At 69.6% G+C, this 14,090-nt stretch carries 16 protein-coding genes; 11 read left to right on the forward strand and 5 right to left on the reverse strand.

All coding sequences use genetic code 11. The features are described from left to right. Positions 1–10 precede the first annotated feature (10 nt). On the forward strand, positions 11–574 hold the full coding sequence (locus AB0M48_RS27665; RefSeq protein ID WP_363847261.1) for a WHG domain-containing protein: 564 nt from the start codon (positions 11–13) through the stop codon (positions 572–574). Further along, complete coding sequence (locus AB0M48_RS27670) at positions 571–1,134, forward strand: hypothetical protein (protein ID WP_363847263.1); 564 nt, start codon at positions 571–573, stop codon at positions 1,132–1,134. Before AB0M48_RS27665 ends, AB0M48_RS27670 begins: the two co-directional genes overlap by 4 nt. Here AB0M48_RS27670 and AB0M48_RS27675 read toward each other — a convergent pair. After that, positions 1,090–1,512: a nitroreductase family deazaflavin-dependent oxidoreductase gene (locus AB0M48_RS27675; RefSeq protein WP_363847265.1), complete on the reverse strand. Its 423-nt coding sequence runs from the start codon at positions 1,510–1,512 to the stop codon at positions 1,090–1,092. The two genes, AB0M48_RS27670 and AB0M48_RS27675, sit on opposite strands and share 45 nt — an antisense overlap. Continuing rightward, positions 1,513–2,289: a LuxR C-terminal-related transcriptional regulator gene (locus AB0M48_RS27680; RefSeq protein ID WP_363847267.1), complete on the reverse strand. Its 777-nt coding sequence runs from the start codon at positions 2,287–2,289 to the stop codon at positions 1,513–1,515. A 94-nt stretch (positions 2,290–2,383) separates the two neighbouring features. On the opposite strand from AB0M48_RS27680, the gene AB0M48_RS27685 reads away from it, so the two are divergent. Genes AB0M48_RS27685 through AB0M48_RS27695 form a run of 3 tightly spaced genes read left to right on the forward strand, consistent with a single transcriptional unit; the run spans position 2,384 to position 6,095 of the window. Further along, the gene (locus tag AB0M48_RS27685; protein WP_363847269.1) at positions 2,384–4,039 is read left to right on the forward strand and encodes an AMP-binding protein; all 1,656 of its coding nucleotides are present in this window, start codon (positions 2,384–2,386) and stop codon (positions 4,037–4,039) included. A gap of 55 nt (positions 4,040–4,094) precedes the next feature. After that, positions 4,095–4,910: an SDR family NAD(P)-dependent oxidoreductase gene (locus tag AB0M48_RS27690; RefSeq protein WP_363847271.1), complete on the forward strand. Its 816-nt coding sequence runs from the start codon at positions 4,095–4,097 to the stop codon at positions 4,908–4,910. A gap of 15 nt (positions 4,911–4,925) precedes the next feature. Next, a complete protein-coding gene (locus tag AB0M48_RS27695; RefSeq protein ID WP_363847273.1) occupies positions 4,926–6,095 on the forward strand; it encodes a hypothetical protein in 1,170 nt (389 codons plus the stop codon). On the opposite strand, the gene AB0M48_RS27700 is transcribed toward AB0M48_RS27695, so the two are convergent. Further along, positions 6,073–6,936, reverse strand: coding sequence for an AraC family transcriptional regulator (locus AB0M48_RS27700; protein ID WP_363847275.1), 864 nt, complete (start codon positions 6,934–6,936; stop codon positions 6,073–6,075). The genes AB0M48_RS27695 and AB0M48_RS27700 overlap by 23 nt on opposite strands. 29 nt (positions 6,937–6,965) lie before the next feature. Next, entirely contained in the window at positions 6,966–7,634 is a 669-nt protein-coding gene (locus AB0M48_RS27705; RefSeq protein WP_363847277.1) for a nitroreductase family protein, read from the reverse strand. 71 nt (positions 7,635–7,705) lie between these two features. Here AB0M48_RS27705 and AB0M48_RS27710 point away from each other — a divergent pair, with 71 nt between their 5' ends. Then, positions 7,706–8,617, forward strand: a complete 912-nt coding sequence (locus tag AB0M48_RS27710) for a LysR family transcriptional regulator (protein ID WP_363847279.1) — start codon at positions 7,706–7,708, stop codon at positions 8,615–8,617. Positions 8,618–8,620: 3 nt separating this feature from the next. Here the strand turns inward: AB0M48_RS27710 and AB0M48_RS27715 are convergent, their stop codons facing one another. Then, the gene (locus tag AB0M48_RS27715; RefSeq protein WP_363847281.1) at positions 8,621–9,610 is read right to left on the reverse strand and encodes a hypothetical protein; all 990 of its coding nucleotides are present in this window, start codon (positions 9,608–9,610) and stop codon (positions 8,621–8,623) included. Positions 9,611–10,046: 436 nt separating this feature from the next. Between AB0M48_RS27715 and AB0M48_RS27720 the strand changes: the two genes are divergently transcribed. The 5 genes from AB0M48_RS27720 to AB0M48_RS27740 are packed head-to-tail and all read left to right on the forward strand — an operon-like array spanning position 10,047 to position 14,020. Beyond that, a complete protein-coding gene (locus AB0M48_RS27720; protein ID WP_363847283.1) occupies positions 10,047–11,138 on the forward strand; it encodes a helix-turn-helix transcriptional regulator in 1,092 nt (363 codons plus the stop codon). Further along, entirely contained in the window at positions 11,135–12,313 is a 1,179-nt protein-coding gene (locus AB0M48_RS27725; RefSeq protein WP_363847285.1) for a helix-turn-helix transcriptional regulator, read from the forward strand. Before AB0M48_RS27720 ends, AB0M48_RS27725 begins: the two co-directional genes overlap by 4 nt. 30 nt (positions 12,314–12,343) lie before the next feature. Next, a complete protein-coding gene (locus AB0M48_RS27730) occupies positions 12,344–13,084 on the forward strand; it encodes a thaumatin family protein (RefSeq protein WP_363847288.1) in 741 nt (246 codons plus the stop codon). Positions 13,085–13,112: 28 nt separating this feature from the next. Then, entirely contained in the window at positions 13,113–13,490 is a 378-nt protein-coding gene (locus AB0M48_RS27735) for a cysteine/serine endopeptidase inhibitor (RefSeq protein WP_363847290.1), read from the forward strand. Positions 13,491–13,549: 59 nt separating this feature from the next. Continuing rightward, positions 13,550–14,020 carry a CAP domain-containing protein gene (locus AB0M48_RS27740; protein ID WP_363847292.1) on the forward strand — a complete coding sequence of 157 codons (471 nt, stop codon included), beginning with the start codon at positions 13,550–13,552 and terminating at the stop codon, positions 14,018–14,020. The last annotated feature ends 70 nt before the right edge of the window (positions 14,021–14,090 follow it).

The following is a 14,090-nucleotide window of genomic DNA, read 5'->3' on the forward strand; positions in this document are numbered from 1 at the left end:
CTTTTGAGCTATGGCAGTTCGCTCACGTCTCACCACCGCCAAGGTCGTCGACGCCGCGCTGGAGCTCGTCGACGAGCAGGGCATCGACGCACTGACGCTCGCCGCCGTCGCCGCACGGACCGGTGTCGCCACGCCGTCGCTCTACAAGCACGTCGCGAGCCTCGGCGACCTCCGGGCCCACGTCGGCCTGAGGGTGATGGAGGACATGACCGCCTGGCTCACCGAAACCGTGGTGGGCCGGTCGGGCGACGAGGCCGTCAGCGCGCTCGTGCACGCGTACCGCTCGTACGTCCAGAAGCACCCGAAGCGCTATGCGGCCGCGCCGATGGACCCGCTGCACGACGAACTGCAGCGGGCGGCCGGCCTCAAGTTCATGGAACTCGTCCTCGCGACGCTGCGGAGCTACGGCCTGGAGGGCTCGGACGCCGTCCACGCCGCGCGGCGGCTGCGGGTGATCGTGCACGGCTTCGCGTCCATCGAGTCCAGCGGCGGGTTCGGCCTGCCGGAAGACCTCGACGAGACCTACGACCAGCTCGTCCGGATGTATCTCGATGATCTCAGGGGGCAATCGTGAAGTGGACGCTTTCGGCCGCAGGCCTGCTCTTCCTGCTGTATCCCGCGGTGAGACCGTGGCACGACGAGACGACGGCGGCGGGCGCCGCGGCCTCGATGGGGTCGACCGCGTGGGTGCTGTCGCACCTGTTCGCCATGATCGCCTTCATCCTCGTGCCGATCGCGTTGCTGCGAATCCACCGCACGGCCGCGATCACGTTCTGGGTCGGCGCGGGCCTCACGCTGCCGTACTACGGCGCCGAGGACTTCGGTCTGCACGCCGTCGCACAGCAGCCGAACGTCCTCGAACTGGCCGAGTCGGTGCGCTACAACCCGTTCGCTGTCACGATTTTCGCGCTCGGCCTCGTCACCATGGGCGTTGCGGCGGTCATGGTCGCGCTCAAGCTCCGCACCACGGCGGCGATCGTGTTCGCCGCCGGGTTCGCGTTGTTCCTGCCGCAGTTCTTCACGCCGCCCGCGGTGCGGATCGCCCACGGCGCGCTCATGATCGCGGGCTGCGTGTGGCTGGCGTGGGACTCAGCGCGCAGTGAGGCGGAAGACCCGCAGCTCGCGGCCGCCTGAACGTTCCACGTAGTCCTGGAACGCGGGCCAGGCCGCCACCATGCGGGACCAGGCGGCCTCCCGCTCGGCCCCTTCGAGCAGCGTGCCCCGCACGTCGCGGACGTCACCGCGCACGTTGACCTGGATGTCCGGGTTCTTCAGCAGGTTCGTGGTCCACGCGGGGTGGTGGGGCTTGCCCCAGTTGGACCCCACGACCAGCATCGAGTCGCCGTCGGCCACGTACTGGACCTGGTTCTCCCGCCGCTCACCGGACTTGGCGCCGACGGTGATGAGCGTCAGGCCCGTCTGCCTCGACAGCGAGACGAGGGTGAACTTGCCGCCGGTCAGCTTGTAGAGCAGGCGATCGGTGCCGATCACGGCCTTCTCCAGCAACGACATTCAAAGCGCTCCCGTCGACCTCGCCGCGTGGACGGCGGCGGTTCTGTTGTGCACCCCCAGCTTGCGCATCGCGCCCCGGAGGTAGGCCTTGACGGTTTCGGTGCTCAACCCGAGCTCGGCGGCGATCTCCCGGTTGGACGCACCGACCGCGGCCAGCCGCAGCGTATCGAGTTCCCGCGGGGTCAGGCCGGTGGGGACGCCGACGGGCGCTTCGCCGCCGAGGTTCTGGTGCACCTTGCGGAGTCGTTCGCGCAGCACGGGATCGCCGACGAGCTTGGCGACCTCGGCGAGCTCGCGGAGTGCGGCCTGCGTGTGCAGTGTCTGGTTCTGCTGGGAAGGCATGTCCAGGTCCTGTGCGAATCCCTGCGCTAGGGCACCGGCCATCCTGATCGCCCGGTCACCCACTGTCGCCTGCCCGCGCACGGCCCCGTAGAGGACGCCGTGCACCGTGCCGCGCACCGTCACCGGGTAGGCGAACACCGAGGTGAGGCGTTCGTCGACGACCACCATCTGATCGAACTCGTGGGTGATCGCTTTGGTCGAGGCGTAGTCGTTGACGCGGACCGCGGTGCCCATCGCGATCGCCGTGCCGCCCAGGCCCCGGCCGGTGCCGACGCGCAGCCCGTGCAACGACGTTCCGCGCGTGCCCTGGAAGCTGCTCAGCAGCAGGTCGCGATGAGGCGTGACGGCACCACCGAACACGACGGGCAGCCCGGTGGCCCGGCGGAGCATGTCCAGGCGCTGCGGCAGCAATGCCTGGAAACGGTCTGGCAGCACGTCGAGCAGTCTCGCTGACGGCCGCACCCTCGAAAAGGGGTACACCCCCGTCCGGGGGTATACCTGTGGCCCCGGTGCTCCCACCCTCTGCGACATGTCCAGTCACGACATCTACCGCGCGGCCCGCGACTCGATGCTCGCGGACCCCGGCGCGTTCACCTGGCCCAGCTTCGACGGCGGCTTCAACTGGGCGCACGACTGGTTCGACGTCATCGCGAAGGGCAACACCGACACGGCGTTGCACCTCGTCGAGGAGGACGGCTCCGAGCGCGCCTACTCGTTCGACGAGCTGCGCCGCCGGTCGAACAGCGTCGCGCGCTGGCTCGCGTCGCACGGCGTCGGCCGGGGCGACAGCGTGATGATCATGCTGGGCAACCAGGCCGAGCTGTGGGAGTCGATGCTCGCGGTGATGAAGCTCGGCGCGGTGATCATGCCGACCACCACCGCACTCGGGCCCGCCGACCTCGCAGACCGGCTGCGGCGGGGTTCGGTGCGGCACGTCATCGCGCGGGCCGGGGACGCCGGCAAGTTCGAGGACGGTCCGGTGCTGATCTCGGTCGGCGGCGCGCCGGAGGGCTGCCTCGACTACGCGGAAACGGCGGAGGCGCCGGACGACCCGTTGCCCCACCCGGAGACCAAGGCCGACGACCGGCTGCTGCTCTACTTCACCTCCGGTACGACCAGCCGTCCCAAGCTCGTCGAGCACACCCAGGTCTCCTACCCGGTCGGCCATCTCACGACCATGCACTGGATCGGCGTGCAGCCCGGCGACGTGCACCTGAACATCAGCTCGCCCGGCTGGGCCAAGCACGCCTGGAGCTGCTTCTTCGCGCCGTGGATCGCCGAGGCGACGATCTTCGTCTACAACTACGCCCGGTTCGACGCGGCCGCGCTCCTCCGCCAGATCCGCGCGAAGGGCGTCACCACGTTCTGCGCGCCGCCGACCGTGTGGCGGATGCTGATCAAGGCCGACCTGAGCGGCGGACCCGGCGCGCTGCGGGAGGTCGTCGCCGCCGGGGAACCGCTGAACCCCGAGGTGGTCGAGCAGGTCAGGCAGCAGTGGGGCCTCACCATCCGCGACGGCTTCGGCCAGACCGAGACGACGCTGTCGGTCGGCAACGTGCCGGGCGCACCCGTGAAGCTCGGTTCGATGGGACGGCCGTTGCAGGGCGTTCCGGTCGTGCTGGTCGACCCGATCACCGGCGAGCAGGCCGACGAGGGCGAGATCTGCATCGACCTCAGCCGACGGCCGATGTCGCTGATGGCCGGCTACCACGGCGACGAGGAACGCAACGCCGAGGCGATGGCGGGCGGTTACTACCACACGGGCGACATCGCGAGCCGGGACGAGGACGGTTACCTCTTCTACATCGGGCGCACGGACGACGTGTTCAAGGCGTCGGACTACAAGATCTCGCCGTTCGAACTGGAGAGCGTGCTGATCGAGCACCCGGCCGTCACCGAGGCGGCCGTGGTCCCGGCGCCCGATCCGGTCAGGCTCGCGGTGCCCAAGGCTTATGTGGCGCTGAGCGCGGGCTGGGAGCCCGACCGCGAGACGGCGCTGCAGATCCTGCGGCACGCGCGCGAGAACCTGGCGCCGTTCCAGCGGATCCGACGGCTGGAGTTCTACGAGCTGCCCAAGACGGTCTCGGGCAAGATCCGGCGCGTCGATCTGCGGGAGCGGGAGGAGAAGCGCGTCGACGGAACGGGGGAGTGGCGGGACGACCAGTTCCCCGAGCTGCGCCGCTGACGTGGGGCTGCGCCGCTAACGTGGGGCTCCGCCGTCGTCGACGACAGGAGCAGACATGGTCCGCAAGATCTCCGGACGTCCGGCCGTGATCACCGGGGCGGCCTCGGGAATCGGCCGCAGCCTCGCCCAGAGGTTGTCGCGGCACGGTTCTCCGGTGGTCATCGCCGACGTCAACGAGATCGAGCTGGAGAAGACGGCCGCCTCGCTCAGCGGTCCCGTGCTCAGCCGGGTGCTCGACGTGCGCGACGCCGAGGACGTGCGGCTGTTCGCGCAGGAGGTGCGGGCCTGGCTGAAGATGCCGCTCGCGGCGGTGTTCAACAACGCGGGCGTCGCCACGTCCACGAGCGTGCTCAACTCCGTGGCGGAGGACGACTCCTGGCTGTTCGACATCAACTACTGGGGCGTCGTGAACGGCACGCGGGCGTTCCTGCCGATGCTGCTCAAGCAGAACTACGGCGTCGTCGTGAACACCTCCAGCGTGTTCGGGCTGTGCGGCATGCCGAACCAGAGCGCCTACTGCGCCTCGAAGTTCGCCGTCCGCGGTTTCACCGACTCGCTGCGCCAGGAACTGCGCGGCACCGGCGTCTCGGCGGTCGCCGTGCACCCCGGCGGCATCAAGACCAACATCATCCGCAACGGGCGGCTCCACACCGAGCTCGACGAGCGAGGCCGGTCGCTGGACCAGATCGCGGCGGACTTCGACAAGATCGCGCTGACCACTCCGGACAAGGCCGCCGAGGTGATCCACCGCGGGGTCGAACGCGGCAAGGCACGCGTGCTGGTCGGGCCGGACGCCTACGTGTTCGACGCCCTCGCCCGCATCACCCCGACCCACTACTACTCCGTCATGGCGCGCCTGTTCGAGCGGTGAGGCATGATCCTCGCCGTGGCTTCGGAGACGGTCGTGCGGCGGACCGAGCAGTGGTTCGTCCGGCAGGGCGCGCCGACGATGATCGAGGGGTACGGGTTCCGGTCGCACGTGCTGCCGCGGATGCTGCCGGCGCTGACGTTCGTGGCGGTCGGGAGCCTCGCCTGGCTGGTGCTGCTCAAGTCCACCGGCCTGTCGAAGTGGGTGCTGCTGGGCGTGATCGTCGCGGTGATGGTGTCCGCGTGGATCCTGCTCTCGCTGTTCACGCGGCGGCTGCCGAGCTTCTCCCCGCGCACGACCGTGGTGGTGCTGGTGGCGTACGCGGCGATGCCGGTCATCGTGCCGTTGCTGCAGCTCGCCATCAACGACAAGGTCACCACGCCTGGAGCCGACGACACCGAGACGGAGTGGTGGGTCACCGCGCTGTGGTTCGTCGTCTTCTTCGGCGTGGCTTTCGTGGCAACGATGCTGGCCACCACCTACGGATTGGGCGCACTGCTCAAAGCCGCCATCCGGCACGTGATCGCCGACCTGAGCAACAGCGTCCACCTGATCGGCCGGGCGTTGCCGCCGATGCTGTTCGTGACGCTGTTCCTGTTCTTCACCGGTGAGCTGTGGCAGGCGATGAACCAGCTGCGGTGGCCGCGGGTCAGCCTGGTCGTGCTGCTGTTCGCCTCGATCACCGTGCTCGCGGCCGCCGCCCGGCTGCGCGACGAGATCGGCCGCGTCGAACAGGACCTGCGGCCGGAGGTGTTGAAGACCGCCTGCAAGGGCACGCCGCTGTCCGAAGTGGAGATCGCCGAACCGTTGCCGCCCAAGCGGTTGAACGGCCGTCAGACGCGCAACCTGCTGGTGATGCTCGCGATCCGGCAGCTGGTGCAGGCGGCGGTGATCGGGCTCGCGCTGTTCGCGTTCTTCGTGGTGCTGGGCCTGATCGTGGTGACACCCGCGATCGCCGAGCAGTGGATCGGGTCGCCGGTGGCGAAGTCGATGATCCCCGGTGTGCCGTCGGCGATGTTGCGCAACGCCACGCTGTTCGCGGCGTTCGGCAGCATGTACTTCTCGGTGATCTCGATGAGCGACGCCGAGCACCGGCGCCAGTTCTTCGCGCCCGTGATCGAGAAGGTCGAGCGGACGCTGGAGGTCCGCGCGGTGTACCTGGACGTCAGAGGGCGGGCTGCAGCCTGAGCTTCGCGTCCCTGCTGGGCGGCGCGCCGAACTGGCGCCGGTACTCGCGGCTGAACTGCGACGGGCTGTCGTAGCCGACCCGGTGGCTGACGCTCGTCACGTCGGAGTTCGTCGCCAGCAGCAACCTGGCCTCCTGCAACCGGATCTGCTTCTGGAACTGGATCGGGCTCATCGCCGTGACGGCCTGGAAGTTGCGGTAGAACGCCGACTCGCTCATGCCCGCGATCCGCGCGACGTTCTCGACCTTGAACGACTCGGCGTAGTTCTCCCGGATCCACCGGACCGCCCTGGCGATGTGGCTCAGGCTGCTGTCCTGCGCGCCCAGCTGACGGACGACCGCGCCCTGTTCGCCGGTCATGACGCGCCAGAGGATCTCCCGCTTGATCAGCGGCGCGAGCGCCCGCACGTCCCTCGGCTGGTCGAGGAGGCGGGCGAGCCTCGTCACGGCGTCGACCAGCTCGGGGGAGGCGTCGCTGACGGCCAGTCCCTCCGGCGTGCCCGCGGCCTTCGGGAGGTCGCCCGTCAGCAGCAGTTCGGCCACCAGCTCCGGTTTGAGGACCAGACCGATGCCGAGCGCGGGTTCGGACGGGCTGATGCCGACGTAGTTGCCGGTGATCGGCATGTCGATCGACGCCACCAGGTACTGGCCCGCCCGGTAGTCGTAGACGCGCTCGCCCAGCGCGATGCGTTTGCGGCCTTGGGCGACGAACGCGAGGATCGTGCCGGACATGGACGGCGCGGGCGGGCCACCCGCCGTCGTCCTCGACACCAGGACGTCGTCGATGATCGTGGTCATGTCCGGCCGGGCATGTTTGGCGATCAGCGCGCGTAGCTCGTCCACGTCCCCGATGGTCCACGGTGGTGGGACGATCAGGCAAGCCCGCCGGCGAACGTCAGTGCGTCTCCGAGCGGTTTGCGGCGCAGGTCCGGCACTTCGCAGTCGTCCGCCGGGTAGCCGATCGGGAAGAGGATGTACGGACGTTCGCCTTCCCGCCCGAGGAGGTCGGCCAGGAACGTCATGGGGTTCGGCGTGTGCGTCAGCGTCGCCAGGCCCATCGAGTGCAGCGCCGCGATGAAGAAGCCGCAGGCGATGCCGACGCTTTCGTTGGTGTAGTAGGTCTTCTTGCCGTCCTGCTGCTTCTGGGCGAACGCAACCACCAGCCACGGTGCGACCTCCAGGAACTCCTTGTTCGCGTCGGTCTCCAGATGTGCCAGCGCCGCATGCCATTCCGGCAGCTCGCGCTCGTGGTAGAAGCGGCGTTCCTCTTCTTCGGCCGCCGCACGGATGCGGCGCTTGAGGTCCGGGTTCCGGGTGGCGACGAACCGCCACGGCTGCTGGTGCGCGCCGCTCGGGGCGGTGTTCGCGGCCAGGACCGCGAGCTCGATCGCCTCGGCCGGCACGGGATCGGGGGAGAACCAGCGCACGGACCGGCGCGCGTCGAGCAGCCGGTGGAAGGCCCTGCCGCGGTCGAGTCCTTCCCCGATCGGCAGCCGGGGCGGGGTGAACGGGAGGAACGGGTGGGTGTGCGGTCGGGTCACCGTTCGGACGATGCCCGTGCCGAACTCTTTTGACCAGTTCACGTTTCTCCGGTCAGTTATAAGCTCAGCTCATGAACCTGCCCAACGTGACGCTGCGGCAGCTCGAATACCTGATCGCGGTGGCCGAGACGGGCTCGCTGACGGCGGCCGCCGCGCGGTGTCACGTGTCGCAGGGCGCGATCTCCCTGGCGTTGAGCGAACTGGAACGGGTGCTGGACCTGCGGCTGGTCGTCCGCTCACCGCGCAGGGGAGCGGCGCTGACGGCGGCGGGCGTGCGGGTGCTCGCGGACGCCCGCCGCGTGATCGGGGCGATGGGCGACCTCGGTGCCGAGGCGCGCGGCCTGAGCCGGCAGGTCAGCGGTGTGCTGACGGTCGGCTGCTACGCGCCCATCGCGCCGTTCCACCTGCCCGCGGCGATCGCGACGTTCGAACGCGCGCACCCGGAGGTGTCCGTGCGGTTCCTGGAGGGGAGCCTGCCGGAGATCGGCGAGGACCTGATCACCGGGCGGTGCGAGATCGCGTTCCTCTACGACCAGGACCTGGTGCCCGGCATCGCGACCCGGACGTTGTACGACCAGGCGCCCAAGGTGCTGCTGCCCGCCGGGCATCGCCTGCGCCGGCGGCGTGCGGTGGCTCTGCGTGAACTCGCGGACGATCCGTTCGTGCTGCTGGACGTCCCGCCGAGCGAGCGCTACTTCCGTTCGGTGTTCACGGCGGCCGGCGCCGAGATGGTCGTGACGCACCGGGCGCGCAGCTTCGAACTGGCGCGCTCCCTGGTGGCCCGGGGCATCGGCTACTCGATCACCGTCCAGCAGCCCGCGCTGACCACGTCCTACGAAGGGCTGGAGGTGGTCGCGGTGGCGTTGCGCGACGACGTGCCCACGACACCCGTGGTGCTCGGCTGGGCGGCCGGCGGCCCGCTCACGCGTCGCGCGCAAGCGTTCGCCGACCACTGCGCCGCGCTGTTCGCCCAGAACCGGTGACCGTCAGATCGCCTGCGCGATGGCGATGTTGCCCGACAACCGGTCCCCGGCCTCGTAGATCATGTACTCCCGGCCCTGGTACGTGCCGAAGGAGGGCGCGGCCGACCTGCCGTTGTCCGGTGCGCCGGACAACGAGTCGTGGAAGACGCCGAGGTGGTTGCGCTTGCTGAAGTCGAGGCCCACCTCGGTGATCAGGATGTTGCCGCCACTGCCGATGTCGGTGTTGTACACGACGTAGACGCTGTTGTTGCGGAACAACAGGTGCGGGCCGCCGACGTTGACCGCGCCCACGTCCTGGTGCCGGATCAGTGGCGTCTGCGAGAACGTCCAGTCGCGGGCGTTCGCCGACCAGCCCCAGCCGATGTCCCGCCGGTTCGTGGTGTTGTTGAGCATGAACACCATCACGTACCGGGCGTTGCGCGAGGGCAGGTCGTGCCGGAACACCCTGGCGTAGGAGGTCTCCGTGGTCCCCGCGGGCAACAGGCGCGTGGACAGGACCTCTTTCTCGTAGGAGAAGTGGATGCCGTCGGCGGAGCTGGCCAGCCGCGTCACGGTGTTCTCGCCGTGGAAGTACAGGTACATGCGCTTGACGTCGTCGTTCCACATCGCGTGCGGCGACGACACGTGCGAGACGGTGTACTCGCCGGGCCAGCTCCGCGTGATGATCGGGTTGCCGGCGTACTCGGTGAACTCCTCGTCCAGCGTGTTCGCGTACGCCAGGCAGATGCCGCCAGGGGCGTCGTGCGGTGCGTAGTAGAGGTAGTACGCGGCGAGCGCGCCGGAGATCCGGTCCCTCGTGCCGCGGATGGTGGGGAAGATCAGTTCGCCGGTGGGGTTGTAACGGAGCTTGCTCTTGACCAGGGCGAGCCTGCGGTACCGGTAGTCGGGGAACCCCGCGGGTGCGGCGACGGCCTGGGGCGCTGCCCCCGCGCTCGTCGCCAGCAGGGCCGCGCCCGCGGTCCCGAGCAGCAGTTGTCGGCGGTTCGGTGCCATGGGAACGCTCCTTTGCGTCGAGGACTCCGAGGTTTCGGACGGTAGGGGGTGACGATGTGGCGAAACAAGGCTGTAATACGAATTATCAGCTGGGACCGGGTGATCGCCGCGTTCGGCCGGTAATTCCCCGACATGCCTTGCTTGTGGTAGTCGGAGACGCGGTGGGGCCGCTGAATACTCCTGTTGATCCGATTTGCCAAGTGAAGAAGAAAGAAGAATTTCCGGTTCAGCCGAGATGTGATCGGCGGTATGGTCCAGACCAGGTGGACGTCCAATCGAGACGGTGCGCGAAGGAGTCGGCCATGGCGTGTTCCTGCTGCTCAGACGCATTGATCAAATCGGTGTTCCCGGCGGGGACAATGGTCGGGGAAAGGCGCACCGCGTATCAATTGGCCGACTGATCGGGTGTGATCCGGGCAGGGAAGGAAGCCGTCGAATGACGAACAACGACCCGCTCCGATTCGAATCGGTCCGCAACGGACGGTGGAACGAGCCGGGTGTCCTCATCGGCCGGACGGAGGCGGTCGCCGCCGCCCGGCAGGCGCTGGCGGCGGAGCCGGTGGACGACGACACGTTCTGGCAGGCGGTGCTGGTCCTGACCCACGCCGACGAACTCGACCTGGCCCAACGGCACTGGATCGCCGCCGCCGGCGTCAGCCGCGACGTCCACGACCTGCTCGGCGGCCGGATCATGCTGCTGCGCGGCGATCCTCGCGCGGCGGTCCGGCTGCTCAGCCGGGACGTCCGCCCACGGCTTCGCGTCGTCGCGGTCGCGTGGCTGGTCCTCGCGCTCACCGAGACCGGGGAATTCGGCAGGGCCCGCGCCGTGCTGGAGGCGGAACGTGCCCAGGACAGCGCCGAACTGCACTTCGCCCGCGGCCGGCTCCTGCTGGCGGAGGGCCAGAGCGCCGCGGCGCTGGACGAGTTCCTCGAATGCGGGCGGCTCCTCGCCGCGTCGGGTGTCGTGAACCCCGCGGTGCTGCCGTGGCGGTCGTGGGCCGCACTGGCCGCCGTGGACCAGGGAGATCTCGTGCTCGCGCGGATCTGCGCCGACAAGGACCTGGTCGCGGCGAGACGCTGGGGCGCGCCACGGGCCATCGGACTCGCGCTGCACGCGTCGGCGCTGGCGCGCGGCGGTGACGACGTCTCGCTCGAAGAAGCGATCACCTACCTGGGACGGACCTCCGAGGCTTTTCGCGCGCGGCACGACCTGGTGCAGCTCCTGCTGGCGCGCGGAGAGGTCGAGCGCGCCCGCAAGCACGCGCGGCACCTGCGATCTTGTCCACAGTGGACGCGAGCGGCCGACGCGTTGACGTCGCGGCTGTTGCGCAACGACGGCGAGTCCGCGTTGAGCGCGCAGGAACGCAGGATCGCCCTGCTGGCCAGGGCGGGGAGGTCGAACCGCGAGATCGCCGCCGAGCTGGGCCTGACGTTGCGCACCGTCGAGTTCCACCTCACCCGCGTCTACCGCAAGATGGGCGTGGCGGGCAGGCCGGGGCTGCGCCGGGCGTTCGTCCCGACGGCGTGAACGCGGGCCACGAGTGCGGGGCGGCCGTCGCGGCGGATCTGCTGGCGGCGGGGGAGGACTGGACCGGCGCCGTCCAGGCGGCCGAGCAGGCGCTGGAATCCCCTGCCTGCCGGGCGAACGCGCGGTGCGTGTCGCGTGCGCTGGGCACGCTGGTCTGCGCGGGTGAGCTCGTCGCCGCCGACGCGCACGGCCTCGCCCTGCTCGAAGAGAGACCCGGCGACCAGGCACTGGCGGAGCACGTGGTGCTCGCCCAGGCCTGCGTCGCGCGCCGCACCGGTGACCTCGCGAGGTGCTCGTCGCTGCTCGCTCTGCTGCGGCGCGACGGCATCGCGGACGAGATCCGCCCGGTCGTGCTGTTCTCGACGGTGGAGCTGCTCGTGGCCCGCGGGGAGATCGAGGAAGCCGAAGCCGCGCTGCTCGGCCACGACGCCGGTGGTCCGCTGCGCCGCGCGGCCGAGGCGGTGGTGGCGATGGCGCAGGGCCGCCCGCGGGACGCCCTGGACCGCTGTCTCGCGTGCGGCCGGGAGGCCGGTGTCGGCAACCCCGCTGTGCTGCCGTGGCGTTCTCTGGCCGCACGCGCCGCGCTGGCGTGCGGCGACACCGGGGAAGCCCTGCGCCTGGCGGTGGAGGAGCACACCGCCGCGGCGCGCTGGGGTGAGCCCAGAGCGCTCGGCTGGAGCCTGTCGGCGGTCGCCGCGGCGAGTCCTCCCGACGGCGAGGACCTGGTGGTCTACGAACGTGCGATCCGGTTGCTGGACATGGCACACGCCCGGATGGAGCTGGCGGAAGTGTTGTGCGACTACGGCGATCGCCTCATCTTGCACGGCAAACAGGCGGCAGCGCGTGAGATCTACACGCGCGCCCGTGCCACGGCACTGAACGTCGGCGACACCGTTCTGCTGCGGCGGGTCGACGAAGCCGTGCGAGGTGTGGCGGCACCGGAACTGACGCCCGTCGAAGCCGAGGTCGCCCGCTTCGTGTGCGCCGGCCTGAACAACAAGGAGATCGCGTCCCGGCTCGCGATGGCGACGCGGACCGTCGAGCTGCACCTGACCAGGGTCTACCGCAAGCTCGGGCTGTCGGGCCGCCGGGAGTTGCGGGCCACCAGGTGGGCCTGGCTCCACGAGGGAACTTTGCGGACCGACCGTGGTGCTCCGGGTGGCCCCCGCGGGTGATCGTGGAGCCCTGAGGGAGGGAGCCCGCAGATGCTCACACGACTACTCGCGGCCTTGTTCGCACTCGCCTTCGCCGTCGCCGGCGTGCCGACCGCGAACGCGGCGATCGACCACACGGTCACCCTGGTCAACAACACCGGTCAGACGATCTGGATCGGCAGCACCGTCAACGCGGACGGCTCCAAGGCGCTGACGAACCTGCCCACGCTGCGCCACGGCCAGTCCGCGACCATCACGATCCCCGAGACCGCCTCACCGGGCCACTGGCGCGGCACTTTCTTCGCCCGGCAGGGCTGCACCGGGACCTCCGGCGCGGACTTCCGCTGCGCGGTGGGGGACTGCGGTGTCCAGGCCGCCCGGTGCGTCACCGGTGAACAGCCGGCCAGCCTCGCCGAGTTCAACTTCGACACCCGCGACCGGCTCGCCCCCTGGTACAACGTCAGCTACGTCAACGCCTTCTCCGTGCCGGTGACCATCACACCGGTGAACGCGTCCGTACCACCGGGTTCCACCTCGTGCGGCACCGCCGGGTGCCCCGAGAACCTGTTGCCCTACTGCAACCCCGCGTACGTCAAGTACGGCGCCAGCGGTCAGCGCATCAACTGCGTCAACCCCAACCGCGACGCCCAGACCGACTACAGCTTCACCATCAAGTCCCGTTGCCCCAAGGCTTATGCGTGGTCCAAGCAGGACACCGAGCCCGGCAACCAGACCGTCTACCAGTGCGCGAACTGCAGCGGTTTCAGGGTCACGTTCAACTCCGTGGCCTGAAACGATTTCCACCCCTGAAAGGAAAACCATGAAGTCCAAGGTGCTAGGCGCCCTCGCGTCGGCCGCGGTCTTGTCCTTCGCCTTCTCCGGCACCGCCTCCGCCGTCAGCGGCACCGCCAGCTACTACAACGACGCCGGCTACGGCGCGTGCGGCACCAGGATCAACGCCGCGACCGAGCTGCTGGTCGCGGCACCCGCCGCGCTGTGGACCACGCCCAACCCGAACAACGACCCGCTGTGCCGCAAGTCCATCCGGGTCACGCACAACGGCCGCACCATCACCGTGCCCATCAAGGACAAGTGCCCCAGCTGCGCGAGCAACAAGATCGACCTCAGCCAGCCCGCGTTCGCCCGGCTGGCCGACACGTCGCTCGGCATCATCTCCGTGAACTGGGAAATCGTCTGACGCCGTCCACACCAAGGGGAGCCGGGGTCCCGGCTCCCCTTCCGCACAGGAGATCAACCATGTTCGCGTTGCGCACTTCCCTGCTCGCCGCCGCGACCCTGGCACTGGCGGCCACCCTCACCTCTCACGCCACGGCGGCCACCGTGCAGGAGGACGTCATCGCCCTCACGAACGCCGAACGAGCCAAGGTGGGATGCCCGGCGCTGAGGTCGAACGCGGCGCTGAACACCGCGGCACAGCGTCACTCGGTCGACATGGCCACGCACGACTTCATGAGTCACACGGGCTCGGACGGCAGCACCATGGTCACCCGGATCGAACGGGCGGGCTACACCCGCTGGACCAGGGCCGCCGAGAACGTCGCCGCCGGGGCGCAGACGCCCGCCGACGTCGTCCGCGGGTGGATGAACAGCTCCGGCCACCGCGCCAACATCCTCAACTGCGCCCTGCGTGACATCGGTGTCGGCCACCAGTACCGGCAGAACACCAAGTACGGCCACTACTGGACGCAGAACTTCGGAACGCGCTGAGGCGCTGCGTCAGGAGAACGGACAGCGCGGGTCCTTCCGGACGAGCAGTTCGCCGAGCTCGTCGAGCAGA

The sequence above is a fragment of the Lentzea sp. NPDC051208 genome (genome assembly GCF_040682435.1).
GTDB classification, from domain to species: domain Bacteria; phylum Actinomycetota; class Actinomycetes; order Mycobacteriales; family Pseudonocardiaceae; genus Lentzea; species Lentzea kristufekii.